The organism is Pseudomonas sp. Choline-02u-1 (assembly GCF_002836515.1).
In the GTDB taxonomy this organism is placed as follows: domain Bacteria; phylum Pseudomonadota; class Gammaproteobacteria; order Pseudomonadales; family Pseudomonadaceae; genus Aquipseudomonas.
This window is the reverse complement of record NZ_PJBC01000066.1, coordinates 22172-40343: the sequence shown is the minus strand read 5'-3', so window position 1 is coordinate 40343 and position 18172 is coordinate 22172. Positions and strand designations below refer to the sequence as shown.

Annotated in this window: 24 protein-coding genes and 1 tRNA gene; 24 read left to right on the top strand and 1 reads right to left on the bottom strand. The window is 59.9% G+C overall.

The window, feature by feature from the left end; genetic code table 11:
- Positions 1-34: 34 nt before the first annotated feature.
- Together pth and ychF are read left to right on the top strand one after the other, a co-directional pair.
- On the top strand, positions 35-619 hold the full coding sequence (gene pth, locus CXF97_RS24840) for an aminoacyl-tRNA hydrolase (RefSeq protein WP_008079560.1): 585 nt from the start codon (positions 35-37) through the stop codon (positions 617-619).
- Positions 620-641: 22 nt separating this feature from the next.
- Positions 642-1742, top strand: a complete 1101-nt coding sequence (gene ychF / locus CXF97_RS24835; RefSeq protein ID WP_101161886.1) for a redox-regulated ATPase YchF — start codon at positions 642-644, stop codon at positions 1740-1742.
- Positions 1743-1921: 179 nt separating this feature from the next.
- Here the strand turns inward: ychF and CXF97_RS24830 are convergent, their stop codons facing one another.
- Complete coding sequence (locus CXF97_RS24830; RefSeq protein ID WP_101161884.1) at positions 1922-3139, bottom strand: MFS transporter; 1218 nt, start codon at positions 3137-3139, stop codon at positions 1922-1924.
- Positions 3140-3575: 436 nt separating this feature from the next.
- Between CXF97_RS24830 and CXF97_RS24825 the strand changes: the two genes are divergently transcribed.
- The 22 genes from CXF97_RS24825 (at position 3576) to CXF97_RS28095 (ending at position 17887) form a co-directional block, all read left to right on the top strand.
- A complete protein-coding gene (locus CXF97_RS24825; RefSeq protein ID WP_101161882.1) occupies positions 3576-5633 on the top strand; it encodes a methyl-accepting chemotaxis protein in 2058 nt (685 codons plus the stop codon).
- 114 nt (positions 5634-5747) lie between these two features.
- Positions 5748-5824: transfer RNA gene (locus CXF97_RS24820), tRNA-Met, on the top strand.
- Positions 5825-5994: 170 nt separating this feature from the next.
- Entirely contained in the window at positions 5995-7236 is a 1242-nt protein-coding gene (locus CXF97_RS24815; RefSeq protein WP_101161880.1) for a tyrosine-type recombinase/integrase, read from the top strand.
- Positions 7237-7414: 178 nt separating this feature from the next.
- Positions 7415-7957: a hypothetical protein gene (locus tag CXF97_RS24810; protein WP_101161878.1), complete on the top strand. Its 543-nt coding sequence runs from the start codon at positions 7415-7417 to the stop codon at positions 7955-7957.
- Between the two features lie 104 nt (positions 7958-8061).
- Positions 8062-8331 carry an AlpA family transcriptional regulator gene (locus tag CXF97_RS24805; RefSeq protein ID WP_101161876.1) on the top strand — a complete coding sequence of 90 codons (270 nt, stop codon included), beginning with the start codon at positions 8062-8064 and terminating at the stop codon, positions 8329-8331.
- On the top strand, positions 8332-8700 hold the full coding sequence (locus CXF97_RS24800; protein WP_101161874.1) for a hypothetical protein: 369 nt from the start codon (positions 8332-8334) through the stop codon (positions 8698-8700).
- A gap of 478 nt (positions 8701-9178) precedes the next feature.
- Complete coding sequence (locus CXF97_RS24790) at positions 9179-9742, top strand: hypothetical protein (protein WP_157830928.1); 564 nt, start codon at positions 9179-9181, stop codon at positions 9740-9742.
- Positions 9739-10053: a hypothetical protein gene (locus CXF97_RS24785; protein ID WP_101161868.1), complete on the top strand. Its 315-nt coding sequence runs from the start codon at positions 9739-9741 to the stop codon at positions 10051-10053. The genes CXF97_RS24790 and CXF97_RS24785 overlap by 4 nt, the downstream gene beginning before the upstream one ends.
- Positions 10050-10310 (top strand): hypothetical protein, encoded by a 261-nt coding sequence (locus CXF97_RS24780; protein WP_101161867.1) that lies wholly within the window; start codon positions 10050-10052, stop codon positions 10308-10310. The genes CXF97_RS24785 and CXF97_RS24780 overlap by 4 nt, the downstream gene beginning before the upstream one ends.
- Positions 10307-10522 carry a hypothetical protein gene (locus tag CXF97_RS24775; protein ID WP_101161865.1) on the top strand — a complete coding sequence of 72 codons (216 nt, stop codon included), beginning with the start codon at positions 10307-10309 and terminating at the stop codon, positions 10520-10522. Before CXF97_RS24780 ends, CXF97_RS24775 begins: the two co-directional genes overlap by 4 nt.
- Positions 10519-11016 carry a hypothetical protein gene (locus CXF97_RS24770; RefSeq protein ID WP_101161863.1) on the top strand — a complete coding sequence of 166 codons (498 nt, stop codon included), beginning with the start codon at positions 10519-10521 and terminating at the stop codon, positions 11014-11016. The genes CXF97_RS24775 and CXF97_RS24770 overlap by 4 nt, the downstream gene beginning before the upstream one ends.
- 4 nt (positions 11017-11020) lie before the next feature.
- The gene (locus CXF97_RS24765) at positions 11021-11308 is read left to right on the top strand and encodes a hypothetical protein (protein ID WP_101161861.1); all 288 of its coding nucleotides are present in this window, start codon (positions 11021-11023) and stop codon (positions 11306-11308) included.
- Positions 11301-11528, top strand: coding sequence for a hypothetical protein (locus CXF97_RS24760; RefSeq protein WP_101161859.1), 228 nt, complete (start codon positions 11301-11303; stop codon positions 11526-11528). The genes CXF97_RS24765 and CXF97_RS24760 overlap by 8 nt, the downstream gene beginning before the upstream one ends.
- The gene (locus CXF97_RS24755) at positions 11525-12406 is read left to right on the top strand and encodes a toprim domain-containing protein (protein WP_101161857.1); all 882 of its coding nucleotides are present in this window, start codon (positions 11525-11527) and stop codon (positions 12404-12406) included. The genes CXF97_RS24760 and CXF97_RS24755 overlap by 4 nt, the downstream gene beginning before the upstream one ends.
- Entirely contained in the window at positions 12393-14195 is a 1803-nt protein-coding gene (locus CXF97_RS24750) for a DUF927 domain-containing protein (protein WP_101161854.1), read from the top strand. Before CXF97_RS24755 ends, CXF97_RS24750 begins: the two co-directional genes overlap by 14 nt.
- Before the next feature lie 336 nt (positions 14196-14531).
- On the top strand, positions 14532-14840 hold the full coding sequence (locus tag CXF97_RS24745) for a hypothetical protein (protein ID WP_101161852.1): 309 nt from the start codon (positions 14532-14534) through the stop codon (positions 14838-14840).
- The gene (locus CXF97_RS24740; protein ID WP_101161850.1) at positions 14837-15442 is read left to right on the top strand and encodes a hypothetical protein; all 606 of its coding nucleotides are present in this window, start codon (positions 14837-14839) and stop codon (positions 15440-15442) included. Before CXF97_RS24745 ends, CXF97_RS24740 begins: the two co-directional genes overlap by 4 nt.
- A 110-nt stretch (positions 15443-15552) precedes the next feature.
- Entirely contained in the window at positions 15553-15939 is a 387-nt protein-coding gene (locus CXF97_RS24735) for a hypothetical protein (RefSeq protein WP_101161849.1), read from the top strand.
- A gap of 5 nt (positions 15940-15944) precedes the next feature.
- A complete protein-coding gene (locus CXF97_RS24730; protein ID WP_101161847.1) occupies positions 15945-16565 on the top strand; it encodes a tail assembly protein in 621 nt (206 codons plus the stop codon).
- Between the two features lie 48 nt (positions 16566-16613).
- Positions 16614-17045 carry a hypothetical protein gene (locus CXF97_RS24725; protein WP_101161845.1) on the top strand — a complete coding sequence of 144 codons (432 nt, stop codon included), beginning with the start codon at positions 16614-16616 and terminating at the stop codon, positions 17043-17045.
- 135 nt (positions 17046-17180) lie between these two features.
- Positions 17181-17459: a hypothetical protein gene (locus tag CXF97_RS24720; protein WP_157830927.1), complete on the top strand. Its 279-nt coding sequence runs from the start codon at positions 17181-17183 to the stop codon at positions 17457-17459.
- Between the two features lie 230 nt (positions 17460-17689).
- Positions 17690-17887 carry a hypothetical protein gene (locus CXF97_RS28095; protein WP_157830926.1) on the top strand — a complete coding sequence of 66 codons (198 nt, stop codon included), beginning with the start codon at positions 17690-17692 and terminating at the stop codon, positions 17885-17887.
- Positions 17888-18172 lie beyond the last annotated feature (285 nt).

The window sequence follows — 18172 nt, the reverse complement described above, 5'->3', positions numbered from 1 at the left end:
ATGTTATTCACCACTCAAAGGAAGGGCCCCTATCGTGACTGCCATCAAACTGATCGTTGGCCTGGGAAATCCAGGCGCTGAATACGACCAGACCCGGCATAACGCAGGGGCCCTTTTTGTTGAGCGCATCGCCCACGCACAGAATGTGAATCTTGTGGCCGATCGCAAATATTTCGGCCTGACCGGGCGCTATTCGCATCAGGGTCAGGATGTTCGTCTGCTGATTCCCACCACCTACATGAACCGCAGCGGCCAGGCCGTGGCGGCACTCGCCGGTTTCTTCCGCATCAAGCCTGAAGAAATCCTCGTGGCGCATGACGAACTCGACTTGCCTCCGGGCGTTGCCAAGCTCAAGCAGGGCGGCGGCCATGGCGGTCACAACGGGTTGCGCGACATCATTGCGCAACTGGGCAATCAGAATACGTTCTACCGTCTGCGGCTTGGCATCGGCCACCCGGGCGTTGCCAGTATGGTTTCAAATTTCGTCCTGGGTCGTGCGCCACGCGCCGAACAGGAAAAACTCGATGCCAGCATCGACTTTGCCCTCGGCGTGCTGCCGGATATCCTCGCCGGGGAATGGAACCGCGCGATGAAAAACCTGCACAGCCAGAAGGCCTGACTTTTACCCGAGGGGAAACACCATGGGATTCAATTGCGGCATCGTCGGCCTGCCTAACGTCGGCAAGTCCACCCTGTTCAACGCCCTGACCAAATCCGGTATCGCGGCCGAGAACTTCCCCTTCTGCACCATCGAGCCGAACAGCGGCATCGTGCCGATGCCGGACCCGCGTCTGGACGCACTGGCGGCCATCGTCAATCCCAAGCGCATCCTGCCGACCACCATGGAATTCGTCGACATCGCCGGCCTCGTCGCTGGTGCCTCGAAAGGTGAAGGCCTGGGCAACAAGTTCCTGGCCAACATCCGCGAAACCGACGCCATCGCTCACGTGGTGCGCTGCTTTGAAGATGAAAACGTGATTCACGTTTCCAACAGCGTCGACCCCAAGCGCGACATCGAAATCATCGACCTGGAACTGATCTTCGCCGACCTCGACAGCTGCGAGAAGCAACTGCAGAAAGTCGCGCGCAACGCCAAGGGCGGTGACAAGGACGCTGTGGTTCAGAAGGCGCTGCTTGAGCAATTGATCGCGCACTTCACCGAAGCCAAGCCGGCGCGCAGCCTGATGAAGAACATGAGCGCGGATGAAAAAGCCGTGATCAAGGGCTTCCACCTGCTGACCACCAAACCGGTCATGTACATTGCCAACGTTGCCGAAGACGGCTTCGACAACAACCCGCACCTGGACGTGGTCAAGGCCATTGCCGAAGAAGAAGGCGCCATGGTCGTTCCTGTCTGCAACAAGATCGAAGCGGAAATCGCCGAGCTCGACGACGGCGAAGAAAAAGACATGTTCCTCGAGGCCTTGGGCCTGGAAGAGCCTGGTTTGAACCGCGTGATTCGCGCCGGCTATGAAATGCTGCACCTGCAGACCTACTTCACCGCTGGTGTCGAAGAAGTCCGCGCCTGGACCGTCAAGGTCGGAGCCACCGCACCACAGGCTGCTGGCGTGATCCACACCGACTTCGAAAAAGGCTTCATCCGCGCCGAAGTGATCGCCTACAACGACTTCATCCAGTACAAGGGCGAAGCCGGTGCCAAGGAAGCTGGCAAATGGCGTCTGGAAGGCAAGGAATACATCGTCAAGGACGGCGACGTGATGCACTTCCGCTTCAACGTCTAAGCAACAGCCATACATGAAAAAGCCGCGTTTGATTCGCGGCTTTTTTGTGCCTGCGATCTGACACTGTATCTGTGGGAGCGGGCTTGCTCGCGAATGCGGTGTATCAGCAAAACATTCGTCGACTGACACGACGCCTTCGCGAGCAAGCCCGCTCCCACCGGGGACTGGATAGTGTGGGATCAGGTCTTTCTGGTACGCGGGAGAAAGATCGCCAACACGCCAAACAACGGCAGGAACGAGCACAGGAAATACACGTACTCAATCCCGTGCACATCCGCCAGATGCCCGAGCAGCGCCGCGCCAATCCCGCCGAAACCGAACATCAAACCGAAGAAAATCCCGGCGATCATCCCGACATTGCCCGGCACAAGCTCCTGCGCGTAGACCACGATCGCCGAGAATGCCGAGGCCAAGATAAAGCCGATGACCACGCTGAGAATGCTGGTCCAGAACAGATCGACATGCGGCAGGATCAAAGTGAACGGCGCGACGCCGAGGATGGAAAACCAGATGACTGCCTTACGCCCGATCTTGTCGCCAATCGGCCCGCCGAAGAATGTTCCCGCCGCCACTGCACCCAAGAACAGGAACAGATGCAATTGCGAGCTGGCCACCGACAGGTCGAACTTCTCGATCAGGTAGAAGGTGAAGTAGCTGGTGAAGCTGGCCATGTAAAAGTATTTGGAGAACACCAGCAGACCGAGCACCACCAGCGCACTGGTCACCCTGCCCTTCGACAAGCCGTGCGTCGCAGCCTGGCCGGCCTTGAGTTTGAACAGGTTGAGGTGATTGGCGTACCAGCGGCTGATGCGGTACAGCACGAACAGCGCAAACACCGCGAACAGGCCAAACCACGCCACGTTGCCTTGGCCGAACGGGATGATGATCGCCGCCGCCAGCAGCGGGCCGAACGCGGAACCGGCGTTGCCGCCGACCTGAAACGTCGATTGCGCCAGACCAAAGCGCCCACCCGAGGCCAGCCGCGCAACACGCGAGGCTTCCGGGTGAAAGGTCGACGAGCCAATACCGATCAGCGCCGCTGCCAGCAGAATCAGCGGGAAGCTGCCCACCACAGACATCATCAGAATGCCGATCAGGGTACACACCGTGCCCGCCGGCAGCAGCCACGGTTTGGGGTGGCGATCAGTGTGATAACCGACCCACGGCTGCAACAGCGACGCGGTCAACTGGAAGGTCAAGGTAATCAGGCCGACCTGGGTAAACGTCAGGCCATAGCTGGCCTTGAGCATTGGGTAGATCGACGGCAGCACCGACTGGATCAGGTCGTTGATCAAATGCGCCAGCGCCACCGCGCCGATGATGCGCATCACCAGTGGGCTGCTTTGGGGCGCAGCGGTCGCCGAGGCAGCGGCGGTCTGAACATTGCTGATAGCCATGGAAATTTCCGGACAGCAGAGGGATGCCCGCAGGCAGGTGCGTCAATGTGCCATTTTTCGGTGCGCTCGCGCTATCCCCTTAGCCAGCTAACTAAGTTATCGAAGGCTGATCCCAGTGTAGGAGCTGCCGAAGGCTGCGATCTTTTGACTTTGACTTTCAAGAACAAGATCAAAAGATCGCAGCCTTCGGCAGCTCCTACACGGGGGCACTGGCAGAAAGGTGATAGCGCAACGCCATGGTCTGAATCTTGCCTTGCTTCTGCCCTTGAACACGATCGCCTTACAAAGGCGCTCGACAATGGGAAGTTTCGCTACAGAGCCGGCCTACAGAGCGGGCAAGAGTGAACTTTCGAGGCCTTTTAGCAGGGCACAACATCAAGGTCGAACGACTGCGATGCACGCCAATGGTGCGTGGTGTCCAGGGGAGTCATGGGGCATGCAGGCTTTTCTTTCGCCGGGAATCAAATTGCTGGGGCGATTTGGCTTCGCACGTAAATTCCAATTGTTGTTTCTGCTGTTCATTCTGCCGTTGGCCGGTAGCCTGTTGATGATCGGCCAGGACTATCGCGAAAAACTCAATCTGATTGCCGGCGAACGCGCCGGCGTGCGTCAGTTGCTGGCGCTCGATGCGCTGGACAACCTGCTCGCCGCGCAACGCGACCGTGCCGCCCGCTGGCGCGCCACGGAAACCAACCGGCAACCGACGCCAGCCACCCTGGCGGCCATGGCCGCCTTCGACGCCGTGCAACCTGCCGTGCTGCAAGCCACCACGGACCTGGGCACGGCACTGAAAAAAGAAGGAGCCGAAGGCGAGACGCTGACGCGCTATCAAGCGCTGCAAACCGCGCTCAACAGCCTCGACTCGAAAAGCCTGAGCAGCGTCGGTTGGTGGCCGGACGGCTACGACCGCTTCACCAACGCTCTGAGCGCCCTTCAAGCGTTGCGCGAGCAGATCGTCATGGACAATCGCCTGACCCTCGCGCCATGGCTGGAAACCTACCTGCTGACGCAGATTTCCACCCAACACGCGCCAGACCTGATCGAGCGGGTTGGCCGTCTCGCCGCGGTCGGCCAGGCCTCGGTGGTCTCCGGCCAGTTCACGCTGCAGAGTCGCTTGCAGTTGCGCGACCTGCGCAGCCGCATCGGCGACGCCCGCGAGCAACTGGTCAAAACCGCCACGCTGCTCGAAGCACGCCTGCCGAAAGATCAGCAGAGCTGGGCCAGCCAATACCATGACAGCCTGAAACGTCTCGATAGCGGCCTGAAGGTACTCGACGACGGCGTGTTCGGCGGCAGCATCACGCTCAAACCGGACGACTTCGAACGCAATCTTGATGCCCTGCTGAGCGACCTCGCCGCCCTGCGCCAGCAGTCGCTGGTTTCGCTGGATCAGCGCCTCGACGCCTACCACAGCTCAGCGATCCGTCAGTTCATCCTCGTCGCAGCCATCTTCGGTTGCCTGCTGCTCGCGGCGATGTATCTGTTCATCTGCCTGCAAGCCTCGATCCGCCGCAGTGCCAGCGGCATCACCTTGCTCGCTGAGGCCTTGCGCGACGGTAACCTGAGCCTGCAAGTGCCAGTGGTGGGGCGCGATGAGCTGGCAGCGATCAGCACCGCGCTCAACGTCGCCGTGGTGCAACTGCGCAGCAGCATGCTCGGTGTCGATCACGAGACCTCGCAACTGAGCAACGCCGTGCGCAGCCTCAACGACCATTCCAGCGGTGCGCTCAGCGAAGTCGAGGCGCAGCAATTGCAGATCAGCCAGATCGCCGCAGCGGCCACGCAACTGGCCGCTACCTCGCAAGGCGTCGCACAGAGCTGCGAACAAGCCTCTGGCAGCGCCCAGCACACTCGGCGCATTGCCGCCGACAGCAGCCGCGACAGCCAGCGCACCACGGCGAGCATTCAGCAGCTCAACCAGCGTTTGAACGACACAGCCGCAGCATTGGGCCGGGTCAGTGAACAAGGCCAGCAGATTCAACTGGTCGTCGACACCATTCGCGGCGTCGCCGAACAAACTAACCTGCTCGCCCTCAACGCGGCGATCGAAGCCGCACGTGCCGGTGAACAGGGCCGTGGCTTTGCCGTGGTCGCCGATGAGGTGCGCAGCCTGTCACAACGCACCCAGTCGTCCACCGCACAGATCGCCGGCACCGTCGATAGCCTGCGCGCCACGGTCAACGAAGCAGTCAGCCTGATGGAAGCCGCCTGCGGCCAGGCGCAATCGGATGCCGCCGCCGTCACCGGCCTCGGTGAACGCCTGGGCGAAATTGCCAGCGCCGTGCAGAGCGTCACCGACACCCTGGCGCAGATCGCCACGGCGGTTGAGGAGCAGGCGAGCACCGCCGATGAGGTCAGCGGCAACATCCAGCAAGTCGATCAAGCGGCGGTTCGTTTGCTCGAAGGCGCACGGGCGGTGAACATTGCGGCGGACACGTTGAGCCAGGGCAGCGAAGCCTTGAGCGCCAATACCGCCAGATTCCGCCTGCGCTGACACCCTCCCCGGCCCCGATTTTTGGGGCGGAGGATAAGCGGTTGAAAATAAGAAGAAATATTTTGGATTTACGCTTGACGCTTTGCCATTTCAGGGGAATAATGCGCGCCACTTGGCTACATAGCTCAGTTGGTTAGAGCATAGCATTCATAATGCTGGGGTCCGGGGTTCAAGTCCCTGTGTAGCCACCAAGTACCTGTTTACAGATGTCTCTATGAGTCTCTAAACAACCTCAAGAAGCCCGCCTAGTGCGGGCTTTCTTGTTTCTGGCTATCTCTCCCTGTATCCCTCTATACCTTCCCTCCGTGTATCCCTCTGTGTATCCTCGACAAATAATTGAACCGAGGGGATACAAGCCCAAATGAAGCGCTCCGAGATAAAACGTCGCCCCCTTTCCGATACCGCATTGGCCGGCCTTGAGCCTGACGCCAAGGAGTATCGCGAGCTCGACGGGAGCGGCCTTTATTTTCGCGTGAAGCCTGACGGGCAAAAGTCTTGGCAGCTCCGTTACAAGAAGCCAGACGGCAAATGGTCGTGGCTCGGGCTCGGCGGTTACCCAGAGGTGAGCGGATCGGCCGCCAGGCAGAAAGCTGCCGAACTACGCACCGATGCCGCCGACGGCAAAAACCCTATCGTCACGAAACAGGCTCGCAAAAAGGCAGATCGGGATATCGCCGGCGAGATGTTCGAGCCATTGGCGCGGGAGTGGTACGCGTCACGCCTGACCAATTGGGATGCCGGAACAGCGAAGCGGATCATCGGCGCCCTGGAGCGTCATGTCTTCCCTGTGTTCGGCAAGCGCCAGTTCGTGGATATCACCCCACTCGAATGGATGGAGTTCCTGCGCGGCATGGAGCAGAAAGGAATCCTTGAGCAAATGAGCCGGGTTCGCTCCTACTGCCGCGACGTTTACGACTTGGCCCGGGTTACCGGTCGCGCGACGCACAATCCGCTGGAAGGCCTGCAGAAGTATCTCCAGTCAGGCAAGGCCGAGAACTACGCCCACGTAACGCAAGACGAGTTGCCCGGCCTGATCCGCGCGATTGCCGCATATCCACATGCCCACGATGTCCGCCTCGGCCTGCGCTTGCTGAGCCTTTTTGCCGTGCGCCCCAGCGAGCTGCGCGAGGCGGAGTGGTCAGAGTTCGACCTCGATAAAAAGATCTGGACCGTCCCGGTGAATCGCAAGGGGCGGAAAAAAGGGCTGGAGCATCTGGTGCCCCTGTCGACTCAGGCAATCGAGGCGCTGGAAGAACTGCGCCAGTACACCGGCGGCAATCCCCTGCTGTTCCCCGGCCGCAGCGACCGCACGAAACCCCGCAGCGATACGGTGTTCCTGATGGCACTTCGGCGAATGGGGTATGAGGGTCGCCAGACCGGGCACGGGTTCCGACACATCGCGTCGACCGTCCTCAATGAAAACGGGTTCGACGAGAACCACATCGAGGCCCAACTCTCCCACAAGAAGCCTGGCGTCGCTGGCGTTTACAACAAAGCCAAGTATCTGCCGCAGCGCACAGTGATGATGCAATGGTATGCGAACTACCTCGACGGTCTCGCGGGCGGTGTTGTGGTTCAGGGACACTTCGGTAAGCGCGCATGACACAGCGCTTTCATCAAATAGATAGACAGATATAGACTGAACGCCATTACTGTTTGAATAGCCAGTATCTGGAGAGCATAGAGTTTTGGCTGATCTAGTCCGACGGGACGAAAAGCGGCATTCCCAACCGCCTGGTCAGCCAATCTAGCCAATTGGGGCTCCTGGGAGGGAGCGGCAGATGAAGCGCGAATACTACAACCACCAGCTCGGCCTTTTTCTTGCGGGCATGGTCGCCGGCATGATCCTGCTGTGCGTGTTTTTGGCTCTGAAAAAGTACGGCTATGACACGCTGGGGTGGATAGTCATGGGCAGCACAAGCGGCATGTTGTGCGCAGCGTGGGGTATGTCGTACGTCCTCCGCCAATTCCACGCAATCGACGAGATGGAGGCAGCCGAATCAAGCGACGCGGTAGCGACTGCGCAGCCGGACAGCCCACTGCCGGGAGATAAGCCGCTGCTGATACCCCTCACCCATGACAGCAATGGCCCAATCGATACTGGGGCGCTCACATTCCCATATACGACAAGAGCTCTGTCAGCCGCCCAACAGGCCACGATCAAATTCTGGATTGAGTACGATCCTGAGCGTCCGCCCTTGCAGAAAAGCGTTCAGAGCTTCATTTCGGAGCGAGGTATCCCCGTGCGCCAGGCCGCGGAATTGGCGAGTGCGATCAAACCTGACGATGTGTCAGACCGCTCTGACATCGCTGCCGGTAAGTGACAGATTGGTATGACGTGACGGCACGCCGGCATGTCATACATTTTCGACAATAGCCCCGCCGACGCAATGTGTTTCCTGTCTAAATCAGTATCGGGAAACGCAAAATGCACACCATTCATACGCCGCACCAGCCTTCCGCTGTCTCTGCGCAGAACTTTGACCCGGCGATCACCCTGATTCGCATGCCGGACCTTGAGGCCATCACCGGCCTCGCCCGCCCCACTGTGTACAAACGCCTCAAAGACGATCCGACCTTTCCGCGCCCGGTGCCGCTGAGCAACAGCAAGTCGCGCGGCTCGCCGGTGGGCTTCGTGCTGGCCGAGGTCCAGGCATGGGTGCGCCAGCGCATCGCTCTGCGTGGAGAGGCCGCATAAATGACCGACCAAAAAAAAGGCCAACCCAAAAAGGCCAGCCCGGAAAAATCTCAAGCCGATATTACCACCAGCACAGGGAAAGCACCGACAAAGATCAGTCGCGTCTTGGGCCACTTCCTCAAAGACCTGAGCCTCAATCGCTTCGAGGCCGAGCGTTTGGGCGACCACTGCCTTCACTCGACCATCAGCAGTCTCTCCAACGGTTACGGTCTGAACTTCAACCGCCTGATGGAGCGTGTGCCGAACCATTGGGGTCTGCCTTGCCTGGTGACCCGCTACAGCCTGCCGGCCTCCGAACACAAGCGTGGGCACAACGTTCTGGCCATGCTCGAGAAGACGGGCGCATCCCGCCAAAAGGTGGCAGCATGAATGCTCCCCTCATGATCAGCGATGAACGGTCGATAAGTCTTCTTGCCACCAGTCGTGCTCATCGGTATGGTTCGCCCCAAGTCGCTGCAAATTCAGCGACCGACCTTGGCGGGTCTAACGATTTCAGGCGCAACAGCGCCCCCATTACGATTGCAGGCGCTTTTTTTGTGCCCGCATTCTCGTTTTATGGCGGGTTGCGCAGGAGCACCCTCGGGTGCGCCGGGTTCCTGAATCTCCGGTCCGCCAATCCTGTGCAACTCGCCACCCTTCTCTGCTTGGCGGCAGGCCGTGGTGGCTCTCAAGATTCGGGAGCTACACCCATGCGACACGCCCTCATTCCGTCCAAAGTCCGCGCTTTCGCTCACCGCCGCATGGCATTGAGCGCACTCCGCGCAAATTCATCCCTTTCCGTTCGCTTGAAGCGCTACAACCATCACTCCGAGATCGCTCGCGAACTAGAAGCGCGGGAGGTGTCGAAATGATCGTCAATACAAACACCCCCAATATTCGGGCATTACCGCGCACGTCCCTCGGAAGCGCTGAAGCGTCCTTGAGCAAAGGAAGTGCCAGCGGTAGCTATCGATCCAAGCGTCGAGCTATGACCATTATGCGCACTGGAAGCCGCCTGTCCGGCAAGTACGTGCCTAGCTTTGCTGAGTTGGAGCGGGCTTGGCCGGAAGACAATGCCTGCCCGCGCTGCAAGGTGAAATTTGAATTTTTGCGTAGGACGGGGGCCGCTTATGGGAGCCACCCGTCGATCCAACACTTTCTCCCATCTGAAAGCGACCAGAACCCGCTCGCAGTGATTTGCGGCAAATGCAATCACGCCTTGATCAACCTCGGCGATACGGTCGACGCGATGTCCGTCGAGCTGGGGCTGCGCAAATGTACCTGTTGCGGCAACCTGAAACAGGAAGGCGACTTCTATCCAAAAAAGATGCGGAAGTCAGGTAACACGGGGCTTCAATCGCACTGCAAGGACTGCCAGAAAGACCGGTTACGTCAGCACACAAATGCCCGTCGTGTTGGGGGTGCGCAATGAGTCGTCAGCTGTGCGTCATCGACCATGATGCTATCGAAGGGGAAGTGCTGCGCGAGGCGGTTATAGACGCCCGCGATATGTGCTCCATGAATTTCGCCCGCGAAGAGCACAAGAAGCTGGAGAAAATCCTGCTGACGTTCGTGATTCCAGCGATGGGTGGTTACGACAATGAGCTGGCGTGTGACATTGCCCGCCATATTGAGCAGATCCGCACTTTCAGCGGTAATTTCTGCTGGCGCCATCGCCACCTGGGCGCCTCGCACGGCGTGGTTGGCAAGCGCGCCGAAATGGGCGAAGGGGGTGCGCAATGACGAGCAAATCGAAAGCCGGCACCTGCCAGCAGGTGGCCCAAGAGGCACTTTTCCAGCTCGATTGCTGCCGCGAGTTCAGCGATTGGATGCTGGTCCTGATGACTGCCATTCGTGACGACCAAAAACACTCCGATGGCAAGAACGTTCCCGGTCTGTCGAACCTCGGCGTGTACCTGGCGGAAACGCATCTCGGGGATGTGGAGCAGTCGTTCGAGCTGCTGAGTGACAACCTGTCGAACCTCGGAGGTGAGGTATGACTGGCACGCTCAAGACCAACGCAGGCGTGGTCGAAGATCTGCGAGATGCGCAGGACATTCTGGTGCTTCTGGCGATGTCGCTGGCGCTGATCGCCTCGCCCTCGACTCACATCGCTGTGGCCCGTGTGACGGCCATGTTCGCACAGCACACAGCCATGGCTTGGGCCGATCTCCTCGGTGATGTCATCGCCGAACAGGAGGCGTTCCAATGATTCAGCCAATGATGTTCAAACGCCGCAGAACCCTCCCGGCTCACCGCCTCCCCTACGTCGGCAACACCGTCTATACCGACCCGATGGGGCGCATCGGGTACTGGGATGTTCCCTTGATCGGTGGTTATAGCGGTGGCTGGGCAACCGGCGGCGCGCTGGCGCTGATCGCCTTGAAACACATGAGCAATTACGCCCAGCGAGTTGATGGCGACCACCTTAAATACATCGCCGCTTCGTGGATCGACCGCGCCAGCCAGGCGTCCCCTGAGGAGCTGGAAACGCTTAAGGCCCAAGTCATGGGGTTCATGGCAGAGATCGGCAAGTTCACCGAGGCGTCGGCTGTTGGCTCGCGATTGCGGCTTTCCCAGGTCGACGACAAGGCCGCGCTCAAAAAGGCGAATGAAGGGCTTGGATTTATGGCTGCAGAACGGGCACGCCGGACGCAGACGATCGACGCGCACTCGGCGCGAAACGCTGATTCGATAAAGGGTTAAGACCATGAAATTTCAAAACGGCGCATCTGCGTCAACGGGATCGGCTTGCCTGAAGAAAGCCAACGAACTGTTTTATGTGACCCATCCGAAGGCGCCTAAAGCGCTGCTGGGTCCGTTCCTGACTGAGGCCGACGCCGAGTGCGGACGCGTAGTTATGCGTAGCGCCGGCGCCCAGGTCACGGCGTGCTTGGTCGACTCCATCGACGACTTCACCCGTTGGCACGGTGTAAACAACGGTCAAGTTTGCCGGGCCTTTGCTGGCGCTGATCGACGGGAGGTCAGCCATGGGTGACGTGACCCCAATCAATCGCAAGAGCAGTGGCGGCCCACCCGCTGCCGGCGCTCATATCGACAGCGCCAGCTATGTGCTGCTGGTGGAGACGCTGGTCGGCTTCCTCGAGCTGCGCATCTCGGAAGGCGACCAAGGCCGTCACTGCGATGAGCTCGAGCGCCTGACTCAGAAACTGGAGAGTTTGGCCAAGCGGTTTACCCCGCCGAAGGGGGTCGCATGACTGAGGCAACGATCCTATTCCGTGATGCGCTCCAGTCCGTCTATGGCCCCCTCGACTGGATTCCAGAGCCCGACGGTGAAATCCACCGATTCCGTGTGCCAGAAGATAAGCCTGGTTCGCTCAACGGCTGGTATGTGCTGTACCTGGACGGCATTGCATCCGGTGCTTTCGGGAGTTGGAAAGCCGGTGGCGCCAGCACCTGGTGTAGTCGCGACCCAGTGGACGCCCGCGAAGCGGCGCAAATCCGCGAACGTGTTGAGTTGGCCAGGCGCCAGCGAGAGGCCGAACAGCGCCAGCGCCATGAGCGAGCGGCGGCAAAGGCCAATCACTTGTGGCGCAACGCGCGCCGGGCATCACCCGAGCATCCGTATCTGGTGGCGAAGGGCGTTCGCTCCTACGGCTTGCGCCAGCGTGGGGCGGAACTGCTCGTCCCGCTGTATCTGGACGGTCGTCTGGTCAACCTGCAACGCATTGCACCGGACGGCGGCAAACGCTTCCTCTTCGGCGGGCGCATCAAGGGCACCTATTCCCCGCTGGGCATCATCCAGCCCGGCGCGGTGCTTTGTATCTGCGAAGGGTGGGCGACCGGCGCCAGCCTCCATCAGCACGGCGGATACGCGGTTGCCGCAGCCATGAACGCGGGCAACTTGATGCCCGCCGCTGTGGGTCTCCGCTCGCGCTACCCAGCCCAGCCAATTGTGGTTGCTGGCGATGATGATCGCCTTACCGAAGGCAACCCAGGCCGCGCCGCTGCAAACGCAGCAGCCGCAGCCGTGGGTGGTGAGGTCGCTTTCCCTGACTGGCCAGACAACGCACCTGAATCCCTGACTGACTTCAACGATCTTGCAAACTGGAAACTCGCCAATGGCCAAGCCTGACGCCAACGTGATCACCCTTCGGCCGGAAGCCGCCACCATTGCGCCAGCGCGTCCCTGCTGGGCAGTGTACGAGCATTGGGTAACCAACGAGAACGGCCGCAAGCTGCGCCCAGGGGTGTACTGGCACAGCTTCAAGCGCACCGCCGCCGATCAGGACGACGCGGAGAGCGACGCCGCGGAACGCCCTATCACCGATGAATGGATCTCCAGCCCCGTCACGGTAGTGGCGCGCACGACCAACAGCGACGACGGCAGCGAAGGGCGTCTGCTCCGCCTAGTCACGGAGGGCGGCATCAAGGAATGGATCATCGCCATGGAGGTGTTCGGCGGGAGCGGCGAGGACGCTCGCCGGGCACTGTTCGGAATGGGCGTAATCATCGCGCTCAAGAAGCGCGGCACGTTCATGGAGTACCTGCTCGATCAGCACCCCGCCGAGGTGTTCGCTACCACCGGCCGGCCGGGCTGGCATGAGTCAGGCGCGTTCGTGCTACCCGGGCGAACGATCGGCACCGACAACGTGCGATATCAGGCGAGCAACAGGGCTCAGGTTTTGTTCAGTCAGCGCGGCGAGCTGGCGCGGTGGCAAGCCGAAGTGGCAGCCAAATGCGCGGGCAATCCCGTGCTGACGTTGGCGATCGGCTGCTCGCTGGCCGGGCCTCTCCTGAGTCTGGTCGGCGTGCTGGGCGGTGGTGTTCACCTGGTGGGCGATAGCTCGAGCGGCAAGTCGCTGGCGCAACTGATCGGCTCCTCCGTATGGGGTGACCCGGGCGTGTTCGCCGCCAGTTGGGATATGACCAAGGGCGGGCTTGAGATCGAGGCGTCCAGTCGTAACGACACCATCCTGCCGCTGGACGAGATCAAGCGCGCCGACCCCAAGCGGGTACAGGAAATGGCCTACTCCCTGGCCAACGGGCAAGGCAAAGGCACCATGACCCGAGAGCGTGAGGGACGGGCCAAACTGAGCTGGCGCCTGCTGACCCTTTCCAGCGGCGAGCGCTCTCTCTCTGAGCACGCAGCCATATCGGGTAACGCCGCCCACGCTGGCGCCGAGCTTCGCATGGTCGACGTGAACGCCGGCACCCGCACACATCGCGCCTTTGATGAATTACACGGACTTGAGGGCGCCGACTTCCATCGGCAGCTCACCGTCGCGGTAGGCGCCCACCATGGGCATCTTGGGCCTGCGTTCGTGGAGCGTCTGGTCGCAGCCGACGACAAGCCCGGCCTGCTCAGTGACTTTGATGGCATTCGCGCTCAGTTCGTCGAAGACAACGCCCAGGCCGGCCGCGTCGCTGACCGGTTCGCGGTGATAGCGCTGGCTGGCGAGATGGCCATCGCCTACGGACTGCTCCCGTGGGAGCCCGGTACCGCCCTCTCCGACTGCCGCCTGCTCTACGGCGAATGGCTTTCCCGTGTGGGCGGAGGGAATGCCGAAGACCGCCAGATCCTGGCCGGCATCATCGACTTTATCGACAAGCACGGCAGCAGCCGATTCTCCGACGTGGACGCCCCAGAGACGGACGCAAAGGTTTTCAACCGCGCCGGGTACTGGGAGGTGGTCGCCAACAAGCGGCTGTTTCTGTTCAACAAGTCCGCGCTCATCGAAGCCGCCCACGGGTTCGGCCTCACCCGCGTCATCAAGGCGCTGGAGGTTGGCGGGGCCCTGGCCAAGCGCGACACCGATCGGGATAGCCGCAAAACCAAAAAGTACCGGATCCCCGCCGGCGGATCTGCTCGGCTGTACGTCATCGACCCGGAAGCTCTGGATGGCGAAGGCGGTGCCGTATGACCTCCACCAACACCAGAGGCGAATGCCCGACTTCACAGGAACCTACAAACGTGGGGAACAGGGGGAACGGGGGAACAGCCAGCAAAGACGTGGCCTGTAGCCGTTCCCCCTTATTTGGTGTTTGGGGAACAGGGGGAACACAAACATGTTTTTGAATATAAGAGGACAGCGCTTTCCTGACGTTTGGTTATCACTGTTCCCCACAAAAAAACGTGGGGTACAGAATCCCCCTCTGAAAGCCCCGGAATCATTGGGTGTTCCCACTGTTCCCCCGTTCCCCCGATTTTTTTCTAGAGACACATATGGGCAATGGAGCAATCAGGCCGAGGTGACGCCATGAGCCTCCTTTCCGGCTTGCTCAATCACATGCCGCCAGCCATTGCCAGTACCGACACGCCAAAAATGGATAGTCGGCCTCGCCCACGCCTGGTGCTGGCCAACCCTGTCGAGCGCACTCCCCGGCTCATCACAAGCCCACACGCAAGCGCCGCCACAGCCACGCCTGAGTGGCGGCGAGCGCGCGACGCATACCTCAACCACATCATGGCCTGCCGATCGTGCTACGCGCCCACCAATCGCTATTGCGGCGTTGGTGCCGAGTTGCGCGCTGATTACGACCGCACGCCCATGGAGACAAAACCATGAAGGCCAATATCGTCATTGCCCTGCTGGAAATCGCGCAGAAGCCAGGCGCCAGCAAGAGCACAAGCTTGATCACCACCCGCCGGCTCTGTCGCATCCTCGGCCAGAGAGCAGACGACATCCGAACCGAGCGCCGAGCCATACGGCGGGAGGCCAGCAAGCTGCGCCACTACCTGCCCTTCACCGCCAACAAGATCTACGAGATTCAGCAGAAGTCTTCGGACCATCGGAGCGCTGAATGGGATGACGTGCGCAAGGTGCTGGGCGCGTTCGGCCGGTCGCTGATGCTGGACACCGAAGGCTTGATGGATGGCTTGGGCTTCGACCGGGTGTGCGATCTGCTGGCGGTGAACGCCGTGGAGCGGGAGGCGGCGAGGAAGGACGGCGTGAACGGTTTGGCGGAATTGGTGTTCGCCCATTCCCTGGAGGACAGCGCCGCACGCCGAGGACAGGAATGGAACGACGCGCCGTTGTTCAACGCCTGTCAGATCGCGACTGCCAACTTCATCAGGGACTGCCCAGAGCATTTGCGGCCAGACCCTTTCGCGCCTGGCGCACCGTTTGGCCCAAAGCTTCCGCCCACCCTGAGCATCGTCGGCAAGTAGAAACCCAATTACGCGACACGTTTTGCGAATCACGAAAAGGTGTCGCGACACGGAGCAACACAGCCGGGCATCAGCCCATAACCAGCGCCTGCGGCGCACCAGAGGTACATATGACGGAACAGGACAGCAACGCAGCTAGCCTCCCGCAGACACATCGGGATCGCTTCGAGGAAGCATGCAAAACCAATCGGTTTGAGTCACACCCTCCGAGTCAGGGACCAGATTCCGGCTATTTGGTTTGGGATGTCCAGCATGTCCGCGATGGCGTGAAGGTGACCATCGACGGGCCGTTTTTTACTGAGGAGGAGGCGCGAGTTTCGGCCGAACTGCTGGGAGGAACGTTTCGTGGTGCAAGGGCGTACAAAGCAATCCACGACCGGATCTGGAACTACAACCCTCTGCATGAGCAAGTGATATTCGATCAGGCCCGCATGTCGCGATCCCTGCTCGCCATTCGCTTGGGCACCACCGTACCAACCACCAACCCACAGGAATAAAACCAATGGCAGCGCTAGCTATTCATTACACCCCAAAAACAACTATCGAGCTCACCAGCATCCTCGGTCGAAAGTTCTTCCGCAAAAAGGACTACCTGCTTGACGTTGGCAGTACCTGGGAGGTCTTCAAAGCCCTGAGATCAACGGTCGAGGGATTTTCAGAGGAGGTTGACCGATTGGCCCGGCTGGGTATGAAGTTCGCGATAATCCGAAACGGGGAAAACGTCGGAACAAGTCGCTTTGACCTGGGGGGCACCAAATCTTTAAAAATCGTACCCGTGATTTCTGGAAGCAAGCGCGCTGGTGTTCTCCAGACAATTCTCGGGGTTGTAATGATTGCCGCCTCGGCATTCATTACCTATGCATCCGGAGGAGCAGCATCCCCATTTGCGAGCGCATTGGCAGCTGCCGGGTATGCGACCGCTATTGGCGGCGCGATCCAATTAATTAGCTCGCAGCAGGGTGGACTGAAACAAAGCGCAGCCCCGGAAAACAGGCCGAGTTATGCATTCGGCAGCGCACGAAACACCACGGCCAGCGGCAACCCGGTACCGATCTGCATCGGCGAACGCCGGTGGGGCGGGATGATCATCTCGGCCTCGATCCTGGCTGAAGACAAGGTGTGACCGTCAAGCGCCGGTGCTAGAGTTGCGGCATCAAGACAAGGAGTTCTCATGTTAAAAGTTTTCGCCGCAACAGCTTTGCTAGTACTGATGACGGGGTGCTCCACATCACCTGTTGCCTTCGATAAAGCCAAACCCGTGCCGAGTGACAGGGTGATGAGCTATGGGAAAAAGCCAGCGGGCCCGTACGGAACAATTCAGGTGACGCGCGATACCGGATTCGTTGCTGGGGGCTGCTTTGTCGCAGTCCATCTCGATGGTCGCGCGGTTGCTCGGATCGACACAGGCGAAGCTTTGAGTCTGTATGTTCCCGCCGGCGAACACCTTATCGGACTGGGTGCTGATGAGCGCGGGTCGGGTCTATGTAGCTGGGCTGGTCCATTGAAAGAGCAGTCCGCCACAGTCCAACCCGGCCAGGTGAAGCGTTTTCGCATCGGCGGCGACACTAATGTCGGGCTAGATATTCGCCCAAGTTCGCTATAGCCAGAATGAGGCGGTGGACGGCTCCAAGGATTGAGCCGTCCACCGCCCCTTCATCAAGTTGGTAACCAAGCGTGGTAACCACCGTTGGTAACCATTCCTCCACCCTCTGTCCGAGGACACTCTATGGCTCACACCATGACCCCCAAGCGATATTACCGAGCTCTGCAACGCGGGAATGACGCCTACATCGATGGACACTTCTACAACGGACGATTCTACGAAGGCAATAATCTCGTCGGGCAGATCGACGATGATGGCGCCTTCCGTTATTTCGAGAGCAAGGACGACGGTCGGCCAACCTTCCCGGAGCACATCGCGGGTTATGTCGAAGGGCTGGTACTGACGCTGAAGGACGGATCGATATTCGACGTGATCGAAGTGGAATCTAAATCGAGCAGCACGCCAAAGGCCTGACCGGCCTTGGAAACAATTACGAGCACAGTGCGGCTTGAGCAGGCTGAGATGTCAACAATTGTCACGTCGGCTCCCGAACGCGTCGTGCGATGTCAGGTTTTGTCAGGTTCATCCGAGCGTGCAACCGCTGATAGACGTGACAGGTCATCAATATTTTGCACAGCGACACTCAAGGCAACTTTCGCCTCCGTCAGGATACTGTCCGCTTCATCTTGGGTAACGATTTCGCAATGAACAAACGCTCCCAGGGTCCTGAGCAGCTGATCGAAGTGAAACTGCGGATTCGCCGATCCAGCAAGGATGATTTGGATTTCCGCGTGGGCGTAACTCAGAACTTTATCGTGAAGCCGATCACCGGAAGTCATAAGCCGCGCTCTCCATGGAACTACACCATGGACGCCAAACGGTTCGATTGCACGGTTTATTGATGCGTTTCCACGTCTGGGTGGGGCTGTGATTGGCTGCTGGTGTAGCGCGAACAACGCGCATTTGGTGGCCAGCCTAATAGCTGGCCCGTACGCGCTCGATGAGTTGAATCGAGTCTCTGCAGTACATCATCCACTTGCAGCATCCGGACGAGGTAAAGGCCTCGCTGGGCCTCGAGCTGTCTCAGCACAGCACGAACTGCCAGGCGGAGAGATATTGCCTCCGCCCGCAGGCTCTTGGCCTGCTGAGCCTCAGCGAAGAGGTTGCGGGCGGCGATCAAATTATTC

Excerpts from the sequence above, each read along its gene's own strand:
- ychF (WP_101161886.1), top strand. The coding sequence starts at position 642 with ATGGGATTCAATTGCGGCATCGTCGGCCTGCCTAACGTCGGCAAGTCC.
- CXF97_RS24830 (WP_101161884.1), bottom strand. The coding sequence starts at position 3,139 with ATGGCTATCAGCAATGTTCAGACCGCCGCTGCCTCGGCGACCGCTGCG.
- CXF97_RS24825 (WP_101161882.1), top strand. The coding sequence starts at position 3,576 with ATGCAGGCTTTTCTTTCGCCGGGAATCAAATTGCTGGGGCGATTTGGC.
- CXF97_RS24815 (WP_101161880.1), top strand. The coding sequence starts at position 5,995 with ATGAAGCGCTCCGAGATAAAACGTCGCCCCCTTTCCGATACCGCATTG.
- CXF97_RS24810 (WP_101161878.1), top strand. The coding sequence starts at position 7,415 with ATGAAGCGCGAATACTACAACCACCAGCTCGGCCTTTTTCTTGCGGGC.
- CXF97_RS24805 (WP_101161876.1), top strand. The coding sequence starts at position 8,062 with ATGCACACCATTCATACGCCGCACCAGCCTTCCGCTGTCTCTGCGCAG.
- CXF97_RS24800 (WP_101161874.1), top strand. The coding sequence starts at position 8,332 with ATGACCGACCAAAAAAAAGGCCAACCCAAAAAGGCCAGCCCGGAAAAA.
- CXF97_RS24790 (WP_157830928.1), top strand. The coding sequence starts at position 9,179 with ATGATCGTCAATACAAACACCCCCAATATTCGGGCATTACCGCGCACG.
- CXF97_RS24785 (WP_101161868.1), top strand. The coding sequence starts at position 9,739 with ATGAGTCGTCAGCTGTGCGTCATCGACCATGATGCTATCGAAGGGGAA.
- CXF97_RS24780 (WP_101161867.1), top strand. The coding sequence starts at position 10,050 with ATGACGAGCAAATCGAAAGCCGGCACCTGCCAGCAGGTGGCCCAAGAG.
- CXF97_RS24775 (WP_101161865.1), top strand. The coding sequence starts at position 10,307 with ATGACTGGCACGCTCAAGACCAACGCAGGCGTGGTCGAAGATCTGCGA.
- CXF97_RS24770 (WP_101161863.1), top strand. The coding sequence starts at position 10,519 with ATGATTCAGCCAATGATGTTCAAACGCCGCAGAACCCTCCCGGCTCAC.
- CXF97_RS24765 (WP_101161861.1), top strand. The coding sequence starts at position 11,021 with ATGAAATTTCAAAACGGCGCATCTGCGTCAACGGGATCGGCTTGCCTG.
- CXF97_RS24760 (WP_101161859.1), top strand. The coding sequence starts at position 11,301 with ATGGGTGACGTGACCCCAATCAATCGCAAGAGCAGTGGCGGCCCACCC.
- CXF97_RS24755 (WP_101161857.1), top strand. The coding sequence starts at position 11,525 with ATGACTGAGGCAACGATCCTATTCCGTGATGCGCTCCAGTCCGTCTAT.
- CXF97_RS24750 (WP_101161854.1), top strand. The coding sequence starts at position 12,393 with ATGGCCAAGCCTGACGCCAACGTGATCACCCTTCGGCCGGAAGCCGCC.
- CXF97_RS24745 (WP_101161852.1), top strand. The coding sequence starts at position 14,532 with ATGAGCCTCCTTTCCGGCTTGCTCAATCACATGCCGCCAGCCATTGCC.
- CXF97_RS24740 (WP_101161850.1), top strand. The coding sequence starts at position 14,837 with ATGAAGGCCAATATCGTCATTGCCCTGCTGGAAATCGCGCAGAAGCCA.
- CXF97_RS24735 (WP_101161849.1), top strand. The coding sequence starts at position 15,553 with ATGACGGAACAGGACAGCAACGCAGCTAGCCTCCCGCAGACACATCGG.
- CXF97_RS24730 (WP_101161847.1), top strand. The coding sequence starts at position 15,945 with ATGGCAGCGCTAGCTATTCATTACACCCCAAAAACAACTATCGAGCTC.
- CXF97_RS24725 (WP_101161845.1), top strand. The coding sequence starts at position 16,614 with ATGTTAAAAGTTTTCGCCGCAACAGCTTTGCTAGTACTGATGACGGGG.
- CXF97_RS24720 (WP_157830927.1), top strand. The coding sequence starts at position 17,181 with ATGACCCCCAAGCGATATTACCGAGCTCTGCAACGCGGGAATGACGCC.
- CXF97_RS28095 (WP_157830926.1), top strand. The coding sequence starts at position 17,690 with ATGAACAAACGCTCCCAGGGTCCTGAGCAGCTGATCGAAGTGAAACTG.